The organism is Caballeronia sp. M23-90 (assembly GCF_053574605.1).
This window is the reverse complement of record NZ_JBSIPA010000099.1, coordinates 1-17,391: the sequence shown is the minus strand read 5'-3', so window position 1 is coordinate 17,391 and position 17,391 is coordinate 1. Positions and strand designations below refer to the sequence as shown.

Annotated in this window: 17 protein-coding genes and 3 pseudogenes; 13 read left to right on the top strand and 7 right to left on the bottom strand. The window is 59.9% G+C overall.

Translation table 11 applies throughout. The features are described 5' to 3' along the window. Both ACRXB1_RS12775 and pqqA read right to left on the bottom strand, forming a co-directional pair. Window positions 1-215, bottom strand: a pseudogene (locus tag ACRXB1_RS12775) (pyrroloquinoline quinone biosynthesis protein PqqB); the annotation flags it as partial. Window positions 216-413: 198 nt separating this feature from the next. After that, window positions 414-488 carry a pyrroloquinoline quinone precursor peptide PqqA gene (pqqA, locus tag ACRXB1_RS12770; RefSeq protein ID WP_062172596.1) on the bottom strand — a complete coding sequence of 25 codons (75 nt, stop codon included), beginning with the start codon at window positions 486-488 and terminating at the stop codon, window positions 414-416. 336 nt (window positions 489-824) lie between these two features. Here pqqA and ACRXB1_RS12765 point away from each other — a divergent pair, with 336 nt between their 5' ends. Beyond that, entirely contained in the window at window positions 825-1,712 is an 888-nt protein-coding gene (locus tag ACRXB1_RS12765; RefSeq protein WP_082771504.1) for a DUF72 domain-containing protein, read from the top strand. Between the two features lie 11 nt (window positions 1,713-1,723). On the opposite strand, the gene ACRXB1_RS12760 is transcribed toward ACRXB1_RS12765, so the two are convergent. Further along, on the bottom strand, window positions 1,724-2,536 hold the full coding sequence (locus ACRXB1_RS12760) for a FadR/GntR family transcriptional regulator (RefSeq protein WP_062003437.1): 813 nt from the start codon (window positions 2,534-2,536) through the stop codon (window positions 1,724-1,726). Window positions 2,537-2,799: 263 nt separating this feature from the next. Between ACRXB1_RS12760 and ACRXB1_RS12755 the strand changes: the two genes are divergently transcribed. From ACRXB1_RS12755 to ubiA, 12 genes and pseudogenes are all read left to right on the top strand, one after another. Continuing rightward, on the top strand, window positions 2,800-4,008 hold the full coding sequence (locus tag ACRXB1_RS12755) for an ABC transporter substrate-binding protein (protein WP_062171670.1): 1,209 nt from the start codon (window positions 2,800-2,802) through the stop codon (window positions 4,006-4,008). Window positions 4,009-4,069: 61 nt separating this feature from the next. Further along, window positions 4,070-4,930 carry a branched-chain amino acid ABC transporter permease gene (locus ACRXB1_RS12750; RefSeq protein WP_062003435.1) on the top strand — a complete coding sequence of 287 codons (861 nt, stop codon included), beginning with the start codon at window positions 4,070-4,072 and terminating at the stop codon, window positions 4,928-4,930. Continuing rightward, window positions 4,927-5,949, top strand: coding sequence for a branched-chain amino acid ABC transporter permease (locus ACRXB1_RS12745; RefSeq protein ID WP_449492211.1), 1,023 nt, complete (start codon window positions 4,927-4,929; stop codon window positions 5,947-5,949). The genes ACRXB1_RS12750 and ACRXB1_RS12745 overlap by 4 nt, the downstream gene beginning before the upstream one ends. After that, window positions 5,946-6,713, top strand: a complete 768-nt coding sequence (locus ACRXB1_RS12740; protein ID WP_062003433.1) for an ABC transporter ATP-binding protein — start codon at window positions 5,946-5,948, stop codon at window positions 6,711-6,713. Before ACRXB1_RS12745 ends, ACRXB1_RS12740 begins: the two co-directional genes overlap by 4 nt. Before the next feature lie 2 nt (window positions 6,714-6,715). Continuing rightward, window positions 6,716-7,417, top strand: coding sequence for an ABC transporter ATP-binding protein (locus tag ACRXB1_RS12735; protein ID WP_062172594.1), 702 nt, complete (start codon window positions 6,716-6,718; stop codon window positions 7,415-7,417). A gap of 36 nt (window positions 7,418-7,453) precedes the next feature. Continuing rightward, a pseudogene (locus tag ACRXB1_RS12730) lies at window positions 7,454-8,551 on the top strand (M81 family metallopeptidase); the annotation flags it as partial. 122 nt (window positions 8,552-8,673) lie between these two features. Next, window positions 8,674-9,633 carry a hydrogen peroxide-inducible genes activator gene (locus ACRXB1_RS12725; RefSeq protein WP_061998469.1) on the top strand — a complete coding sequence of 320 codons (960 nt, stop codon included), beginning with the start codon at window positions 8,674-8,676 and terminating at the stop codon, window positions 9,631-9,633. Window positions 9,634-9,971: 338 nt separating this feature from the next. Continuing rightward, a complete protein-coding gene (locus tag ACRXB1_RS12720; protein ID WP_449492210.1) occupies window positions 9,972-11,456 on the top strand; it encodes a catalase in 1,485 nt (494 codons plus the stop codon). A 67-nt stretch (window positions 11,457-11,523) separates the two neighbouring features. Beyond that, on the top strand, window positions 11,524-11,685 hold the full coding sequence (locus ACRXB1_RS12715; protein ID WP_155524150.1) for a hypothetical protein: 162 nt from the start codon (window positions 11,524-11,526) through the stop codon (window positions 11,683-11,685). Between the two features lie 182 nt (window positions 11,686-11,867). Next, complete coding sequence (locus ACRXB1_RS12710; RefSeq protein WP_062169161.1) at window positions 11,868-12,359, top strand: Dps family protein; 492 nt, start codon at window positions 11,868-11,870, stop codon at window positions 12,357-12,359. Between the two features lie 556 nt (window positions 12,360-12,915). Then, complete coding sequence (locus ACRXB1_RS12705; protein ID WP_449492209.1) at window positions 12,916-13,197, top strand: DUF3892 domain-containing protein; 282 nt, start codon at window positions 12,916-12,918, stop codon at window positions 13,195-13,197. Between the two features lie 217 nt (window positions 13,198-13,414). Further along, complete coding sequence (gene ubiA, locus ACRXB1_RS12700; RefSeq protein ID WP_449492208.1) at window positions 13,415-14,275, top strand: 4-hydroxybenzoate octaprenyltransferase; 861 nt, start codon at window positions 13,415-13,417, stop codon at window positions 14,273-14,275. A gap of 60 nt (window positions 14,276-14,335) precedes the next feature. On the opposite strand, the gene proC is transcribed toward ubiA, so the two are convergent. The 4 genes and pseudogenes from proC to glcE all read right to left on the bottom strand — a co-directional run. After that, entirely contained in the window at window positions 14,336-15,148 is an 813-nt protein-coding gene (gene proC, locus ACRXB1_RS12695) for a pyrroline-5-carboxylate reductase (protein ID WP_449492207.1), read from the bottom strand. 19 nt (window positions 15,149-15,167) lie between these two features. Beyond that, window positions 15,168-15,869, bottom strand: a complete 702-nt coding sequence (locus ACRXB1_RS12690; RefSeq protein ID WP_449492206.1) for a YggS family pyridoxal phosphate-dependent enzyme — start codon at window positions 15,867-15,869, stop codon at window positions 15,168-15,170. Between the two features lie 77 nt (window positions 15,870-15,946). Continuing rightward, a complete protein-coding gene (gene glcF, locus ACRXB1_RS12685; RefSeq protein WP_449492205.1) occupies window positions 15,947-17,173 on the bottom strand; it encodes a glycolate oxidase subunit GlcF in 1,227 nt (408 codons plus the stop codon). A gap of 17 nt (window positions 17,174-17,190) precedes the next feature. After that, window positions 17,191-17,379, bottom strand: a pseudogene (gene glcE / locus ACRXB1_RS12680) (glycolate oxidase subunit GlcE); the annotation flags it as partial. Window positions 17,380-17,391: the final 12 nt, after the last annotated feature.

The following is a 17,391-nucleotide window of genomic DNA, read 5'->3' as shown; positions in this document are numbered from 1 at the left end:
GGCTGCAACTCCGGATGGGCCGCGATCTGTGCGAGCAGATCCGGCGATGCATTGACGAGCAGCCAGTCGTCGCCGGTTGAACTCACGATGATCGACGACTGCGTGCGCCGCTTTGCATCGAGCGTACCGCTACGCACGCCGGCGCAATTGCGGCAATTACAGTTCCATTGCGGAAACCCGCCTCCCGCCGATGAACCCAGCACTTTGATTTTCATTGCCTGCGTGCCTCTAAAAAGAGACATCCGGCAGCATGATCGACGTCACGCGTGATGGCGAAGAAGGCGGGGTGGGGGATGGGATCGGTGAGCAACGTGAGGTCGGCGAATAGCCGATAGTCGAAGAACGCTGTGGGAGAGACAGGAGCGCTGCTAAAGCCGCGCGCCGGCATGGACAGCCGACGGCGGCGGCAGCGCTTAACGCGTTGCGATATACATCGTGATTTCGAAACCAAAACGCATATCGGTGTAGCTCGGGGTCGTCCATTTCATAGCCGTCTCCATCAGGTTAGCCAACGGGTGCCGGCGCCACGACGCATGCGCCAACAAGCTTACTTCGGTGCAAGCAGCGTGCCCGAAATGCGTTCGAAAGCGACGCTGCGTGTTTGAAGTTCGTTTCTTACATCGCGGCGGGTGAGGGCGGAGGAACGAAAGAACTGAAAGCGCGCCTGACTGTCGCGGTATGCAGCAAAGTGTCCCACGCCGCAAACCCTTGCGGCCTCAGGGTGAACCCCATATTCGCGAGTTTCAAGAGCGCGCTGGGCTTGAAGCGTTCGATCCCCTGATTCGCTACACTGGAACGCATCCGTTCACGGCAAGGGAGATTACATGGCGACGCGAAAGACAGCGGCGAAAACGCCGGCGGCGAAAAAGACCGCACCGGTAAAAACCGCAAAAACAGCAAAGCCTGCGAAGGATGGCGGGGTCATTCGCGTCGGTATCGGGGGATGGACATTTGAACCTTGGCGCGGCCTCTTCTATCCGAAAGACCTCGTGCAAAAGCGCGAACTCGAATACGCGAGCGGGAAGCTGACGTCCATCGAAATCAACGGCACCTTCTACGGCTCGCAGAAACCTTCGACATTCGCCAAGTGGCGAGACGAGACGCCTGACGATTTTGTGTTCTCGCTCAAGGCGCCGCGCTTTTCGACAAACCGGCGCGTGCTCTCGGAAGCCGGCGAATCGGTCGAGCGTTTTCTTGCGAGCGGCGTGCTCGAACTGCAGGACAAGCTCGGCCCGATCAACTGGCAGTTCGCTACAACCAAACAATTCGACCCGGAAGACTTCGAGGGTTTTCTCAAGCTTTTGCCCGCCAAAGTCGAAGGCCATCCGATCCGTCACGCGGTCGAGGTACGGCATGAAAGTTTTCGCGACGAAGCGTTCGTCGCGCTCGCACGCAAATACGGGGTGGCGATCGTGATGTCGGGAGATTCGGATTACCCCCAGATCGCCGATGTCACCGCGCCCTTCGTCTATGCGCGGATCATGGGGACGACCGAAGGTGAGGCGCAAGGTTATGACAGCGCCGCTCTGGATTTGTGGACCAAGCGGGCGCGCGATTGGGCACAGGGTGCGACGCCGAAGGGACTCGAAAGTGTCGCGAAAGCCGCGCCGAAAGATACCCCGCGCGATGTCTATCTCTATGTGATCAGCGGCTTCAAGGCGCATAACCCGGCGGCGGCCATGGCGCTGCTCGAACGCCTGAAGAGCAAATAAGACCCAGGCGTTCAAGTCTCCGGCTGAGCTTTCACGCGCTTGCGAATCTCGGCGTCGAGGATCAGCCTGCCGCGCAGCTTGCCCTTCATGCGCTTCACGTAACGCGGCGCCTCGGTCATGTGAACGACCATGAGTTCGCGGACTTTATCGGCGTCGCGTTCGCGCGCGGCCTTCGTGATCGCCTTGTGGATTTTCACATTGGCCTGACCGAAGCGTTCAAGTTCGGCGGCCGGCGTGTCGTTACGGAATTCGATCAGTTGCCGGATCATTTCGTTGATCAGTTCGCAGCTAAAACGCAGGAAAGGATTTGGATTGGCGGCCGCGAGGATATCGTGGAAATTCACGTCCTCCTGCCGGCGCTTGACGATATCGCCATCTTGATGCGCGGACGGCGTGTCACAGCAGGCAATGCTGTCATCGAGCGCTGTAAAGTCTGCCTCGGTGAGATGCGCGACGGCGCCGGCGGCAAGTTCGGGCTCGAGCAATTTGCGCACGGTATAAATGTCGTCGATGCTGACATCCTTGAAAAACAGGTAGTTCTGCAGCAATTGCAGGGTGCGATCCAGCGGCACTTCAATAATGGTTCCGCCGCCGCCCGGGCCGGTCGTCACCTTGATCAAACCCTGCACCTCGAGCGACTTCAACGCCTCGCGGATGGTGCTTTTACTTACCGAGAACATCTGCTGCAATTCCACTTCCCGCGGCAGCTTGTCGCCGGGTTTCAGATCCCGTTCAGTGATGAGCCGCTTGATTTCCTCGGCAACCAGATCCGGGCGCTTCTGCTGCCTGATGTCGATCGTGGCACCTGCTTTTCCTCGCTCCATACCCTTCTCCAAAGCGCTTCCTGACGGCTGTTGCAGCGCATTCCGATACCCCGGAATTTTGCCTTATTGACACCCGAATTTATTGTACCTACGATCCAGTTCATCCTATTTATCATGATAAATAGGCACTGGCTAGCAACATAAAAGGTTTCCAGTCAAAGCTGCCGCATGACGTGCGTGGCCGCCAGCAAACATTCTGTAAAAGCTTTTTAGCCGGGCCCGCCAGTCATCCGGGTCTCGCCTTTTCTCGAGGAGCGTCAATTTTGAATCGCCGGAATGTCTTGAAGCTGGCCGCGCTGTCGGCTGTTCCCGGGGCCTTGCAAACCCTCGCCACGCGTAGCGCCTTTGCGCAAAGCGGTCCCATTCAGTTCGCCTGTCCCGTGCCCATGTCGGGCCCGTTCGCCGCGAACGGCAAGTACGCCGACCTGGGCATGAAGCTCGCCATCGAGCAGTACGGAAAGGTGCTTGGCCAGCCGCTGGCTTATACGGTCCTCGATACCGAAGGCAAGCCCGCCACGGCTGTGCGCCGTGTGCAGGAAATCGCGCAGCAAAAGAATGCGCGCTTTTTCGCGGGCGGCATCCTGTCATCCGAATCGCTTGCCATGGGCAAGGAAGTCGAGAAGGCAGGCGGCATTTTCATCACGACCGCCGGCGCCGATGAAATCACCGGCAAGGACTGCAACAGCGCAACGTTCCGCTGGTCCGTGCCCACCTTCGGCGCGATCGAGCAGACCGTGCGCCCGCTGATCCAGACGCTGCCGAAAGCGAAGCGCTGGTACACCATCACGCCGCAATATGTTTTCGGCGATGGTTTGTTGTCGGCTGCAAAAGCGATCTTCCAGGAAAAGGGTATCGAGCATGTGGGTAACAGCTACCACTCGCTCAATGAAAAGGAATTCAGCGGTTATCTGACCAATGCAGTCGCGGCGAAACCGGACGTGCTGCTGATCCTGAATTTCGGCTCGCAATCCTCCGATACCTTGCGCCAGGCTGTCAGCTTCGGCATGAAGAACAACTGCACGATCCTGATGGCGTGGGCCTCGGGCCTGGAGCAATTCGAGGCGCTGGGTCCGGATCTTTGCGAGGGTGTGTATTTCGGTGCGCAATACTGGCATTCGATCGATTCGCCGCTCAACGCCGATCTCGTGAAGCGCGCGAACGACGCGTTCAAGGCGAACCCGAACTACAGTCTGGCGGGCTCGTACATCTGTACGAAGATCCTGCTGGACGGCATTGTCAAAGCGGGCACGGCTGATCCGAAGAAGGTCATCGCGGCGCTCGAGGGGATGAAGTATGCAGGCCTGACCGGCGCTGAGGAAATCCGCAAGGGCGACCACCAGGTGCTGAAAAACTACTACTTGCTCAAGGGAAAAGCGAAGGCGAAGATGAAGAACAAGGACGATTACGCGGACATCGTGAGTTCGGGCCAGTCGTTCCTGCCGCTCGATAAAACCCAGTGCAAGATGGCTTGATCGCGTGCGGGCGAGCGCGCGACCAAGCGCGTTCGCATCGATTCATTTCAGACGAAAAGCCATGAACGTTTATCTGTTGCAGGTCGTGAATGGCATTGGCATCGGGATGCTGTACTTCCTGCTCGCGGTCGGATTGTCGATTGTCTTTGGCTTGCTGCGCTTCGTGAATTTCGCGCACGGCGCTTTCTATTTGCTGGGTGCGTACTTCTGCTACCAGGCCATGCAATGGTCGATGAGCTTCTGGGTCGCGCTCGCCGTGGTACCAGTGGTGGTCGGCGTGCTTGCATGGGTGGTCGAGAAGCTGATCCTGCGGCACGTCTACGCGCAGCAGCACGAGTTCCATATCCTGGTGACCGTGGGCCTTGCACTCGTGCTGCAAGAGCTCACCATCGTCATCTGGGGTCCCATTGGCGATAACGTGCCGGTGCCTGACATCCTGAACGGCGTGGTGATCTGGGGCAGTTTCATCTACCCGAAATACCGCTTGTTCGTGATCGGCTTTACAGCGGTTCTCGCGCTGCTCCTTTGGTGGCTGCTCGAAGGAACCCGCCTGGGAAGCGCGGTACGTGCAGGCAGCGAATCTACAGAGATGGTGGCGCTGCTCGGCATCAACGTGTTGCGAGTATTCAGCCTCGTGTTTGCACTCGGTGCGGGGACGGCCGCGCTTGCCGGCGTGCTTGCCGCCCCGATTCGCGGGGTTGATCCGTTCATGGGCATCGAAGCGCTGAGCGTCGCGTTCGTGGTGGTCGTGATCGGCGGGATGGGGAATTTCCTTGGTGCGCTGGTAGGTGGCTTGCTGGTTGGAATCGTTCAGAGCGTCATGAGCACGTTGTGGCCCGAAGGCGCGCGTCTGATGATCTATGTCGCCATGGCGGCCGTCCTTTTACTGCGCCCGAACGGGCTGCTTGGCAGGGCCACGTGAATTCGAAACCACTCGATACCCGCGCCCCGCAGCGCTCGTTCAAGGAAGCGCTGTTTCACTATCGGTTCATCCTGTTTGCTGCAATCGTGGTCTGCCTGTTGCCGCTCACATTGAGTTCGGGATCGCTCGCAACCGAAGTGCTGGTGTACGCGCTGGCCGCGCTCGGCTGCAACCTGCTGCTCGGCGCAACGGGATTGCTGTCCTTCGGGCAAGGCATATTCTTTGGCCTCGGCAGTTACAGCGCCGGTCTCGTGCTCACCAGGACGGGCCTCCAGATTCCGCTCGCCTTGGTCGCCGCGATGCTGGTCGGCGCACTGGCCGCTGCACTCGTCGGCTGGTTCTCGATACGCCAGCGCGGTACGTACTTCGTGATGCTGACGCTTGCGTTCGGGCAGATGTTTTATTTTCTCGCCTATACGTCGCCCGACCTCACGGGTGGCGACAACGGCCTGCTCGGGATTCCACGTCCCGCGCTTTCGCTCTTCGGCAAGCACCTTGTGCCGCTTGCATCGCCCTGGCAGTTCTATGCGTTTGTCGCCGTGCTGTTCCTGCTGGCGTTCTGGATCCTCATGCGCGTGTCGCATTCCGTCTTCGGCCGCACGCTGCTCGCCATTCGCGACAACGAAGCGCGCGCCGCCGCCGTCGGCTACGACGTCAAGCGCTTCAAGCTCGCGGCGTTTGTCGTCTCAGGCGCGGTCACGGGACTTGCCGGCGCGCTGCATGCGTTGATGACGGGCATTGCGCCGCTATCGAACATCGACTATCACACGAGCGAGATGATCCTCGTGATGACGGTGATTGGCGGCACGGGGAATCTGTTTGCCTCGGTGCTCGGCGCGGCATTCTATGTGCTGTTTTCCGACTGGCTTTCGACCTTGTGGCCGCGCTGGCTCCTGCTGCTCGGGCTGGTTTTGATTGGAGTCAGCCTCTTCATGCAGCGCGGCCTGTGGGGACTGGGCGAGCGGATCGTGCAGCGGCTGAGGCAACGCGGTGCGCGCAGCAATAAGGAGGTGTCGTGAGCGAAGCCATTCTGCACGCAACAGCGGTGACGAAACGCTACGGCAAGTTCACCGCGCTCGACGACGTCACGCTGAGGATCATGCCGCGCACGGTGCATTCGGTGATCGGCCCGAACGGTGCGGGCAAGACAACGCTGTTCCACGTGCTCACGGGCACGCTGCCGATCACTTCCGGCAACATCGTGTTCGATGGGCATGACGTTACGCGCGAAGCGGATTACCGGCGTGTGAAGCGCGGCATCGCCCGGTCGTTCCAGGTGACGAGCCTGTTTGCAAACCTGAGCGTGCGCGAAAATTTGCGGGTGGCGGTCCAGGGCGTCGATTCAAATCACGCGTTCAACGCATGGATGCCACCGCGCGGCGCGCTCGAGCACACCGGCATTGTCGACCCCATCCTGGAGCGTCTCGCACTGACGCGTTTTGCAGGGACGCTTGCCGGCGCGCTTTCGCATGGCCAGCAGCGCAGGCTCGAGGTCGGCATGGCGCTCGCGGCGCGGCCCAAGGCGATCTTCCTCGATGAGCCGACGTCAGGCATGGGTATCGATGATCTCGACGACATGAAGCAGCTCATTCGCGGCCTGCGCGACGACTATACGGTGGTTCTGATCGAGCACAACATGGGTATCGTGATGGACATCTCCGACACCATTACGGTCATGCAGCAGGGACGCGTACTGGTCGAAGGCCGACCCGACGATATCCGCGGCGACGAACGCGTGCGCCGTGCCTATCTCGGCAACATGATTACCGGAGGCCGCGCATGAGCATGATCCTCGATGTGCAGGACGTCCACGCGTTTTATGGCAAGAGCCATATCTTGCAGGGTGTGTCGTTGAGTATAGGCGAGGGTGAGACGGTCACGCTCCTCGGCCGCAACGGCGCGGGCAAATCCACGACGCTCAAAACCATCGCGGGCGTGGTCGCTGCTCAGCGCGGCAGCGTGAAGTTCAAGGGCGCGGATATCGGCAAATCGCAATCGCACAGGATTGCGGCCTCGGGCGTGTGCTTCGTGCCGGAGCACCGTGGCGTGTTCCGTTTGCTCAGCGTTGAGGAGAACCTGAAGCTCGGCGCCCGCCGCGATTCTCCGTGGCAGCTCGCCGATATCTATCGCATCTTCCCGCGCCTGAAAGAGCGTCGCACCAACGGCGGCGCGCAGCTTTCCGGGGGCGAACAACAGATGCTCGCGATCGGCCGGGCGCTGATGAATCACCCGCGGCTGCTCATGCTCGATGAACCCGTGGAAGGCCTCGCGCCTGTGATCGTGGAAGAGATCGTCGCGCAACTGAAGCTGATCAAGGAGGCGGGCATTGCCATCCTGCTGGTCGAGCAGAACCTCGAAGTCTGCACGCAACTGGCGGATCGCCACACCATCATCGAGCAGGGTCGCATTGTGTATGAGGGCGATAACGCCGCGTTCACTCGCGACGATGCGATCAAGGACCGCTACCTCGGCGTAGGCGTGGTCTGAACCATTCGTGATCCGAAACAATTGACTGGAATCCGCATGAAAATCCTGATTGCCCGAATGAATCACGAGACCAACACGTTCTCGCCGGTGGCTACGCCGCTGGAGGCGTTTGGCCGCAACGGTCCGGTTCATGGCGAAGATGCGTATCGCGAGAACAAGGGCATGCAGACCGCGATGTCCGCGTTTATCGATGCCGCTGAAAACGCGGGCGCACAGATCGTCACGCCGGTGTCGGCATCGGCGAATCCGAGCGGGCCTGTCGCGGCGGCTGCCTACGACGCGATCTGCAATGCGATTGTCGACGCTGCGCAGGGTTGCGACGCCGTCATGCTGGATCTCCATGGCGCGATGGTCGCGGAGAATTCGAACGACGGCGAAGGCGACCTGCTCGAACGCGTTCGTGCCGCGCTGCCTGGTGCGCCCATCGCGGTTGCGCTCGATCTGCATGCGAACGTGACGCAGAAAATGATCGATAACGCCGACGTCATGGTCAGCTTCAAGACCTATCCGCACGTGGACATGTACGAATGCGGCGCGCATGCCGCGCGGCTTTTCTTCGATTTGCTGGAGGGACGGTCGCGTCCTGTGATTGCGTGGTCGCAGCCGCCGCTGATGACGCATACGCTGCGCAGCGCGAGCGCGGCCGGCGCGATGAAGCGCGCGGTGGAAGCCGCGCAGGCGGCGGAACGCGAGGGCATGCTGGCCGTTTCCATACTGGCGGGATTTTCTCTCGCTGATATTGCGAAGCCGTGCATCAGCGTGGTCGTGGTCGGCGACGGCGATCGCGAAGCGGCCGCACGCGTGGCCGAGCGTATTGGCCGGCAGATCTGGGACGAGCGCGAGGAATTTCTTTATCGCAGCCCGTCGCTGGCGGATTCCGTGGCGGAAGGTGCGGCGCTCGCTCTAGATGCCGACAAACCGGTCCTCCTCCTCGATCACGGCGACAACTGCATGTCGGGCGGCACATGCGACACCATGGACGTCTATGAGGAAGCTGTCCGTCAGGGCATGACGGGTATCGTGATGGGGCCGATATGCGATCCTGAGGCGGTTGCGAAGCTGATGGCCGCTGGCGTGGGTGCAACCGTCACGCTGGACGTCGGCAACAAGCTTGCCGGGCGTGCCGCGCACCCCCATCATTCGCATGAAACGCAAGACTGCGTATTTGGCGCGACTATTCTTGCGCGAGTTGGCGAATCCACCCGACGGGTGTATAAGTCAAATCCTATCGATTCATTGACTCTGATTGGCCCCTAATGACCCTTACCGAATTGAAGTACATCGTTGCAGTGGCCCGCGAGCGGCATTTCGGCCGTGCGGCCGAGGCGTGTTTCGTGAGCCAGCCGACTTTGTCGGTGGCAATCAAGAAGCTCGAAGACGAACTGAACGTACAGATTTTCGAACGCGGTACCAGCGAAGTCAGTGTGACGCCCATCGGCGAACAGATCGTGACTCAGGCGCAGCGCGTCCTGGAGCAGACGCTCGCGATCAAGGAAATCGCCAAGCAGGGCAAGGATCCGCTGGTCGGGCCGCTGCGGCTGGGCGTGATCTATACCATCGGGCCGTATCTCCTGCCCACGCTCGTCAAGCAGATGATCAAGCGCGTGCCGCAGATGCCGCTGATGCTGCAGGAAAACTACACGCTCAAGCTGATCGAACTGCTGAAGCAGGGTGAAATCGATGTCGCCATCATGGCGCTGCCGTTCCCGGAAACCGGCTTGATGGTCCGCCCGCTCTTCGATGAACCGTTCGTCGTCGCCATGCCTGCCGGTCATCCGTGGGAAAACCGCGAGAAGATCAACGCCGATGACCTGAAGCTCGAAACCATGCTGCTGCTCGGCAGCGGCCACTGTTTCCGCGACCACGTGCTCGGCGTATGTCCCGAGTTGATGCGGTTTTCGCAGAACGCGGACGGCATCCAGAAGACGTTCGAAGGGTCATCGCTGGAAACCATCCGGCATATGGTCGCAAGCGGCGTGGGCATTACCGTGCTGCCGCGCATGTCGGTGATGGAAGTGAAGCCGCATGCAGCGGGCGTCGATGCCGGTTTGCTCAGCTACGTTCCCTTCAATGACCCCGTGCCGGATCGTCGTGTCGTGCTCGCGTGGCGCAAGAGCTTCACGCGGATGCCGGCCATCGAAGCGATCTGCGATGCAATCGCCGCCTGTAATATTCCCGGCGTAACGCGGCTTGAACTACCCGCCGCAGTCAATTAAGCGTTTCTGCCGCGCCTGTCCTGGCGCGGCCTCTGAATCCATCCCTATTTTTAAAGTCCTACCGTCCCGAGCATTCGTTCGACCTATCGGATAGATTAAGTTAATTGAATTATAAAAATGGATAGTCTTTGTTATGCTTCTTCCCATGGGTCGGCACCGATCCAGCAAAACAAAGCCAGAGGAAGCCATGACGATGATCGCCCGCCGCGCCACGCAACTTACCGCGAGTTATCGCGAAGCACGCAGCGTCGTGGTCGACGTGCTGGCCAGTTTTGCCGGCACGTGCTGAACAAACCCCGCAAGAACGCAATTCCCCGAATACATTTCAGGAGCACTCGATGACCAATCGCACCCTTACCACCGCAGCAGGCGCGCCAGTCGGCGACAACCAGAACTCCGTGACCGCCGGCCCGCGCGGCCCGATTGCGCTGCAGGATTTCTGGCTGATCGAAAAGCTCGCGCACTTCGACCGCGAAGTGATTCCGGAGCGCCGCGTGCATGCCAAGGGATCGGGCGCGTTCGGCACGTTGACCGTCACGCACGACATCTCGCGTTTCACGAAAGCCAAGGTGTTCGCGGAAGTCGGCAAGCAGACGCCGATGTTCATGCGCTTCTCGACGGTTGCCGGCGAGCGCGGCGCAGCCGACGCCGAGCGCGATGTGCGCGGTTTCTCGATCAAGTTCTACACGGAAGAAGGCAACTGGGACGTGGTCGGCAACAACACGCCGGTGTTTTTCATCCGTGATCCGCTGAAGTTTCCCGACTTCATCCACACGCAAAAGCGCGATCCGTACACCAACATGCGCAGCAATGTGGCGGCGTGGGACTTCTGGTCGCGGCATCCGGAGTCGTTGCATCAGGTCACCATCCTGATGAGCGACCGTGGAATTCCGAAGAGCTACAGGCAGATGCATGGTTTCGGGTCGCATACGTATTCGTTCATCAACACGAACAACGAGCGGTTCTATGTGAAGTTCCACTTCAAGTCGCAGCAGCCGCTCGAGAATTTCACCGACGCCGAAGCGTCGGCCGTAGTGGGCAGTGATCGTGAAAGCGCGCAACGCGATCTGGTGGACAACATCGATCGCGGCAATTTCCCGAAGTGGAATTTCCGCATCCAGGTGATGACGGAGGCAGAAGCGGCGACGTATCGCATGAATCCTTTCGATATCACCAAGGTATGGCCACACAAGGATTTCCCGCTGATCGACGTGGGCACGCTCGAGTTGAATCGCAACGCCGGCAACTATTTCGCGGACGTGGAGCAAGCCGCTTTCACGCCGGCGAACGTGGTGCCGGGCATCGGTTTCTCGCCGGACCGCTTGCTGCAAGGCCGTTTGTTCTCGTATGGCGATGCGCACCGGTATCGTCTGGGCATCAATCACCATCAGATTCCGGTGAATGCGCCGAAGGCTGCCGTGCAGAACTCGTTTCATCGGGATGGCGGCATGCGTGTCGATGGCAACAGCGGCGGCCGCGTGAACTACGAGCCGAATCGCTTCGGCGACTTCTCGCAGGACGCGAGCGTGAATGAGCCGGCATTGGCGGCGGGTGCGGTGGAGCGCTACGACCATCGTGAAGACACGGACTACTACAGCCAGCCAGGCGACCTGTTCCGCCTCTTCGACGACGCGCAAAAGCAGCGCTTCTTCGGCAACATCGCGCGGCATATCCATGGCGTGCCGAACGAGATCGTCAAGGTTCAGATAGAGCACTTCCGGCGCGCCGACCCCGCGTATGCGGCGGGTGTGGTGAAAGCGCTGGCGGCATTGGGCCAGGCAGTCGAGACCGCCGACGCAGAGCTTGAAGCAGCAATGAAGTAAGCAGACCGGGGCGCTTGAGAAAAAGCGTCCCGTCGATTGAAAACGCAGGACTCAAGGAGAAACGGCGATGACACAAGCGATCATGAATATCGAGCGGGCGGTAAGCGGCTTTGAGGCCAAAAGCCTGAACGCGTCGCGCGGCGTGCGGCTCGCGATCGGTTTTGGCATCGTCGCGGCGAGTTACGCGGCGGTGGTTATCGAAGGATTGCGTGGTGCGGGGCTGGTCTGACGGACTTGTGCGATCCCATTGATGCGCGTCGTATCGACGCGCCCGATAACCCTCCGGACCCGCGCTGCACGGCGGGTCCGGCTGCGTTTCTAAGATAAACTCACGAACGCCCGGCGGAACCCGATCCACGATCTGGATCAGTCATTCGCCCGCATTGTTCGTATCACTCTCACGGAGTCACCATGGCGAAGAAAATCGCATCACCGGCTGTGAATATCGGTATCAGCGACAAAGACCGCAAGAAGATTGCCGATGGCTTGTCGCATCTCCTGGCCGATACCTACACGCTGTATCTGAAGACACACAATTTTCACTGGAACGTCACGGGGCCGATGTTCAACACGCTCCACCTGATGTTCGAAGGTCAATACACTGAATTGGCGCTGGCGGTGGATGCCATCGCCGAACGTATCCGCGCGCTGGGCGTGTATGCGCCGGGCAGCTATCGCGAGTTCGCGAAGCTCTCGTCCATTCCGGAAGCCGATGGCATTCCGGCCGCCGCGGAGATGATCCGTCAACTGGTGGAAGGGCAGGAAGCCGTGGTGCGCACCGCGCGCGCAATCTTCCCGCTAACCGATAACGCCAACGACGAACCGACGGCCGATCTGTTGACGCAGCGCATGCAGATTCACGAAAAGACGGCGTGGATGTTGCGCGCGATGCTGGCGGAGTAAGCACGGATTGAATTGGTCGCCCGCGCATTGAGCGTGGCGACGGTAGCAACCAATAAGCCCCGCATTCGGCAGAATGCGGGGCTTTAACATTTGTAGCGTTCAGCCTTAAGGTCGATATCGTGAAAGCCTCTGACGTTCGGCTGCGTCGCTTAGTTTGGCGTGATGGGTCTGATTCGAACGAGCGCTCGATCAATTTTTCGGTCGCAAAAGAAGGATGCAGACAAATCGCGCTTTCGTCCAAAAGTCGTCCTCTAGCATGTGATTTAGGATAAATCTGATTAGCGCGTGTGCTCTTTTTTGTTAAAAAAAGCACACGAAACTACCGGAGAAACGTACAAAGTGACGGTTACATAAAGGGTCTGGGCCACGTACTTAGGGGCTGGCTGAAAACGTTGTTCGCGTGTCGATAGTTTGCCTAAGTACAGGGTAACTTGGCCGACCCGGATTCCGCACCTGAAGATCAATCGATTGTCCTTTCGAAGACCACTTCGTCAATCACTAAATAAATAGCGACCGACGATTGCATCTGACATACATTCAATCTGAAAAGGAAAAAATGGCTGACGTTCGAATCACCTGTATTACTAAATCGGCGCCCCAAGGCGGTCACGAACATATAACTCATGTAGGCAATCCCGCTGGTTATTGGAAGTGGCCTGTTGCTGACGTGGTGGCGAGCATCGATGCCAAAAGCAATACGTTCTACGTTAAAGATGAATCAACGGGAAAACGCGTTGATGTTGGTGTTGTTCGTCCTAGCGGCCGCACTGCTTATCTCCGGACTCATGCCGACGGACAATGGAACGACAATTTGCTCGCTCAATCATCTTGTGGTTAATTAACAATTAACGTCTTCCCGAGGAGCGGGATGCTCCTCGTCTGCATCCCTCGTAAGTCGTATCGTCAATCTCCCGTTTGACACTTGTTTCGTCAGAGACGCTGGTATCGAGTTGGCAGCCAATACGGATGGAACTGACGTCGTTTAGGACCATGAATTCATCCTGGAAGCGTCTCCTGCCTTAAAATACCGTCACTGTCATTCGGTGCAACCTGCCATGCTCGCTCGCCTTCCGCTTTATCTCCGCCTCGTCCGCATGGATAAACCCATCGGCAGCCTGCTTTTGCTGTGGCCGACGCTCAATGCGTTATGGATTGCATCGGATGGGCACCCATCGCCCATGCTTCTGCTGATCTTCGTGCTCGGCACGCTGCTCATGCGCTCGGCGGGTTGCGCGATAAACGACTACGCCGATCGCGATTTCGACAAACACGTGAAGCGCACCGAAAACCGGCCGATCACGTCCGGCAAGATTGCCGCGTGGGAAGCGGTGGCGCTGGCGGCGGTTTTATCGGCGATTGCGTTCTTGCTGATCCTGCCGCTCAACACGCTGACGAAAGAACTCTCCGTGTTCGCGCTTTTTGTTGCAGGAAGTTATCCGTTCACCAAGCGGTTCTTCGCCATTCCGCAGGCGTATCTGGGCATTGCATTCGGATTCGGCATTCCTATGGCGTTCGCCGCCATTCAGGATCACGTGCCGCCGCTCGCGTGGATCATGCTGGCCGCGAACGTCTTCTGGTCGGTCGCCTACGACACCGAATACGCGATGGTCGATCGCGACGACGACATCAAGATCGGCATCAACACGTCGGCCCTGACGTTCGGCCGCTTCGATGTCCTTGCGATCATGCTTTGTTATGGCGTGACGCTCGGGATCTATGCGTGGATTGGCGTGACGCTGGCGTTCGGCTGGATGTACTGGATCGGCTGGGCGGCGGCGGTGGCGTGCGCGGTCTATCACTACACGCTGATCAGGAACCGCGAGCGCATGTCGTGCTTCGCCGCGTTCAAACATAACAACTGGCTGGGCGGCGTCTTGTTCGCGGGCATCGCGGCGCATTACGCGTTTTTTCGCTAGGCCAGTGATCAGTTGGCGGCTTGAACACTGCTGCGGGCTTTGACCCGCAGCGGCGTTTTCTCAGGCCTTGCCCAGTTCCTCGCCCATCTCTTTTGCCCGCGCATCCGCGGCCAGTGCGCCGCGTACGATTGCATCCTTCACGCCCTGTGCATCGAAGGAAGCCAGCGCCGCAGCCGTCGTTCCGCCCTTCGATGTGACCCGTTCCCGCAACACACTCGCCGGCTCTCCCGATTGCGCAGCCAGTTGCGCCGCGCCGGTGAACGTCGCCACGGCGAGCGCGCGCCCTTGTTCTTCATCCATGCCGAGCTGACGCGCGGCTTCCTGCATTGCTTCGATGAAATAGAACACGTACGCCGGACCGCTGCCCGAAATGGCGGTGACGGCGTCGATCTTCGCTTCGTCGTCGAACCAGACGGTGTCGCCTACCGCTTCCAGTACCTTCGACGCCAGCGCCTTCGCTGAATCGTCCACGCCGGGCAACGCGGCCAGACCCGTCACGCCCATGCCGATCAACGCGGGCGTGTTTGGCATCGTGCGCACGATTTGCGTGTAGCCGCCAAGCCAGCGCGACAGGTCGGCCGCGCGAATGCCGGCCGCAATGCTGATCACCAGTTGCTTCGACAACACCGGCTGCAGCGCCGCTGCCACGTCCTTCAAGACCTGCGGTTTGACGGCAAGCAGAATGGCGTCGTATTCGCTCAGCTTCGAGTCGATCGATGCGCCTGTCGCCGCGCCGAATTCCTTCTCGACGCGTCCACGCGCTTCCTCGCCCGGATCGACGACATAAAGATCCGCCGCCGCCACGCCACGCTTGATCAAGCCGCCGATAAGCGCCGACGCCATGTTCCCGCCGCCAATAAACGCAATTTTCATAGTGAGTTCAGATCGAAAGTCAGTTGGAGTAATCGCGTGCGCCGAAGATTGCCGTGCCGATGCGAACCATCGTCGCGCCTTCCAGGATCGCCGCTTCGATATCCGCCGACATGCCCATGGAAAGCGTATCCAGTTCAAGGCCGTCCGCGCGCAAGGTGTCCATGAGTTCGCGCAGACGCTTGTGCGGTGCGCGTTGTTCGTCGAGTGTGGCGGCTGGTTCGGGAATCGACATCAAGCCGCGCAGCTTGAGATTGGGCAAGGCTGTGATCGCGTGCGCAATCGCCAGCGCTTCTTCAGGTGTCACGCCGCTTTTCGATTCCTCGCCGCTGACATTCACTTGCAGGCAGACGTTGAGCGGCGCCATGCCGTCCGTGCGTTGAGCCGATAGCCGCTCGGCAATCTTCAGCCGGTCGACGGAATGCACCCAGTCGAAATTCTCGGCGACGACCTTGGTCTTGTTCGACTGCAATGGTCCAATGAAATGCCACTGGATCTCGCTGCGCAAGTCGGCAAGTTCGGCGATCTTCGCGACCGATTCCTGCACGTAGTTCTCGCCGAACGCGCGTTGTCCCGCGTCGAATGCTGCGCGGACATCGCCGGCAGGGAATGTCTTCGATACCGCCAGCAACGCGACCGATGCCGGTTCGCGCGACGCTTCAGCCGCCGCTTTCGCGATGCGTTGACGGACTTCGTCGAGATGAAGGGCTATGTGAGAGGACATGGAAACGGACGCCGCAAGAAAAGCAGAGATCCGATTATACGGACGTGAGGCGGCTGCACGCCTCGCGCCGGCTGCCGTCAGCCATACAGCAGATGTTCCACGAGCTGGATCCAGTGCACGACAGGTGTCGATGTGCCGCTTTGCAAATGCGCGATACACCCCACATTCGCGGACACGATCATCTGCGGTTCCAGCTTCTCGAGCTTGTCGATTTTCTGATCGCGCAACGTGTAGGAGAGTTTCGGCTGCAGCACCGAGTAGGTCCCGGCCGAGCCGCAGCACAAGTGGTTATCGGCGGGAAGGTGAACTTCCATGCCGAGCGCCGTCAGCAGGTTTTCAACGCGGCCTCGGATCTGCTGGCCGTGCTGCAGCGTGCACGGCGGGTGAAACGCGACGGTATGGACGGCGCGCCGCCTCACCATCGCGGTCAGCTCTTCTTCGTACTGCGGCAGGATTTCAGCGAGATCGCGCGTCATGTCCACGATCCGCGCGGCCTTCTCCGCGTAAGCCGGATCGTTGCGCAGCAAATGCCCGTACTCCTTGACCGTCGCGCCGCAACCGGATGCGTTCATCACGATCGCCTCCACGCCGCTTTCAACATAAGGCCACCACGCGTCGATGTTGTTGCGGATATCGTCGAGGGCGTCGTCGTTGTAGCCCAGATGCAGGCGGATCGCGCCACAACAGCCTGCGTCCGGCGCGGTCAGCATCTGGATGCCCAGTGCATCGAAGACGCGCGCCGTTGCCGTGTTCACGTTGGGCATCATGGCCGGCTGGACGCAACCGGCGAGCATCAGCATCTTGCGTTCGTGGATGTTGGTCGGCGCTGCGAGCGGCCGTTGGGCCACCGGAATCTTGGCGCGCAAGGTCTTTGGCAGGAGCGGCCGGAATTGCTGACCGAGTTTCATCGCGGGCGTGAAGAGCTTGCTGTTCGGCAGGAAGTTTGCGAGCAACTTGCGCTGCACGCGCTGGCCGATTGGCCGCTCGACCTTCTCCTCCACGATCTTCCTGCCGATCTCCACCAGCCTTCCGTATTGCACACCCGACGGGCACGTGGTTTCGCAATTGCGGCACGTGAGGCAGCGGTCCAGATGCAGTTGCGTGCTGCGCGTGACGGGCGCGCCTTCCATCATCTGCTTCATCAGATAGATGCGGCCGCGCGGACCATCGAGTTCATCGCCGAGAATCTGGTAGGTCGGGCACGTCGCCGTGCAGAATCCGCAATGCACGCACTTGCGCAGGATGGCTTCGGCTTCGTCGCCGTCGGCCGTGTTGCGCATGAAATCGGCGAGGTTGGTTTGCATTGCGTGGGTCGGTCAGCTTAAAAGTCGGGGTAGAGACGGCCGCGATTGAAGATGCGCGCGGGATCGAAGGCAGATTTCAGGCCACGATGGATTTTCATCATCGGCGCGGGCAGGGGGGTGAAGACGCCGGCATTGCGGTCGTACGATGAACCCGAGCGGAAGATGGTCGCGTGTCCGCCGGCCTGCTTCGCGCTGATGCGCACGGTCTATCGAACTCA